General features: G+C 38.0%; 1 protein-coding gene. It reads right to left on the bottom strand.

All coding sequences use genetic code 11. The features are described from left to right. Nucleotides 1-190: 190 nt before the first annotated feature. The gene (locus AC1DDX_RS25895; protein ID WP_337717829.1) at nt 191-1276 is read right to left on the bottom strand and encodes a Gfo/Idh/MocA family protein; all 1086 of its coding nucleotides are present in this window, start codon (nt 1274-1276) and stop codon (nt 191-193) included. Between the last annotated feature and the right edge of the window lie 131 nt (nt 1277-1407).

The raw sequence follows: 1407 nt of genomic DNA, 5'->3' as shown, positions 1-1407 counted from the left end.
GATGTAATTCCTATCCCGGGAACCAAGAAAAGAAAATACCTTGAAGAAAATGTAGGGGCGGTTGATCTTACATTATCTGCCAACGACTTAAAAATCATCGATGAACTACTCCTTCGTTATCCAAATACAGGTGAGCGCTACAATGAGGGCTCAATGAAGCTGGTAAATAGATAGTTTTTGGTGAATTAATTTAGTTAATAAGTACCTTGCGCCCTTCTTTAGCTGAGCGTTTAGCTGCCTCCAATATTTTTACTACAATCAGATTGTTGTTTAGTGATGATAGATCATTTTCGGGTTTTACTTCATTTTTCAGCACTGCAGCAAGATAGTTAAGGTGGTTGCTATGCGCCGGCGCTAAAGGTTTGGCTTCTTCTAGCTGATAGTTGTTTTTTCCGTTTTCCTTGGTACGAAGTGTATTTGAGTTTACTGCCTGTATGTATCCTGTTTTTCCAAATACTTCCATGTCTTTTATGCTAAACGGCCAGTTCCATGAAGCTTCTATGATGCCAGTTGCCGTTGGATATTCGAGTAATATTGTTGCATCATCGTCAACGTTCGGGTAAACATCCTTTTTTATCTGATGTGTTAATGCAGTAACTGAAATGGGCGCTTTTCCATTCATTAGCCAGGTCATAAGATTTGCACCATAACAACCAAAATCTATAATCGCACCTCCACCATTCTTTTTTGGATCTGTAAGCCAATTTAAGAATTCCTTGCTTACCCCAATTTCTTTAGGTCCTTCATGGCCATCATGTGCAACTATTTTTCTAATGTCTCCAATAGCACTGCTTTGTTTAATTCGGGTGTATGCTTCCTGATTGCTTGGATACCATGTGGTTTCGTAATTGGTTAACAAATGGATTTTGTATTGTTTGGCTAATGCGGCCATACGCTCAGCATGTTTTACAGATACAGCTAAAGGTTTTTCTACCATAACAGAAATACCAAGAGGAGCAGCTGCCTCTACTACCATTAAATGATCTTCAATCGCATTGTAAGCAAGTACTGCATCAGGTTTACGGTGTTTCAGGAGCTCTTTTAAGTCTGTGAAAAATATTGAATCAGCAAACTTAAAGCGGGCTTTAAATCTTTCTACTAAAACCGGGTTTTCTTCTGCAATACCAATGATGTTTACCTCTCCTTTTTTGTAGCTATCCATTATCAGGTTTACGTGATCATGACTAAGGCCAGCCAATACAACGTTTAATTTGGATTGTGCTTTAACCTGTAAAGAAAAAAATGCCAACAGGGCAATGGTAAGGAACTTTTGCATAAGATAATTCTTAAGGTCTTGTATGTTAACTGAAGGGCAATTTATGAATTATTGGTGTCCTAATTGAGACATTCTTGTAACAAATCAGGTCAAGTGATTAGAAAAATGTAAATTGACCTGCCCTAAAACAC

Source organism: Pedobacter sp. 10L46_2, assembly GCF_056395165.1.
The sequence above is the reverse complement of the archived record's forward strand: the minus strand, read 5'-3'. Positions and strand labels throughout refer to the sequence as shown.

Excerpts from the sequence above, each read along its gene's own strand:
- AC1DDX_RS25895 (WP_337717829.1), bottom strand. The coding sequence starts at position 1,276 with ATGCAAAAGTTCCTTACCATTGCCCTGTTGGCATTTTTTTCTTTACAG.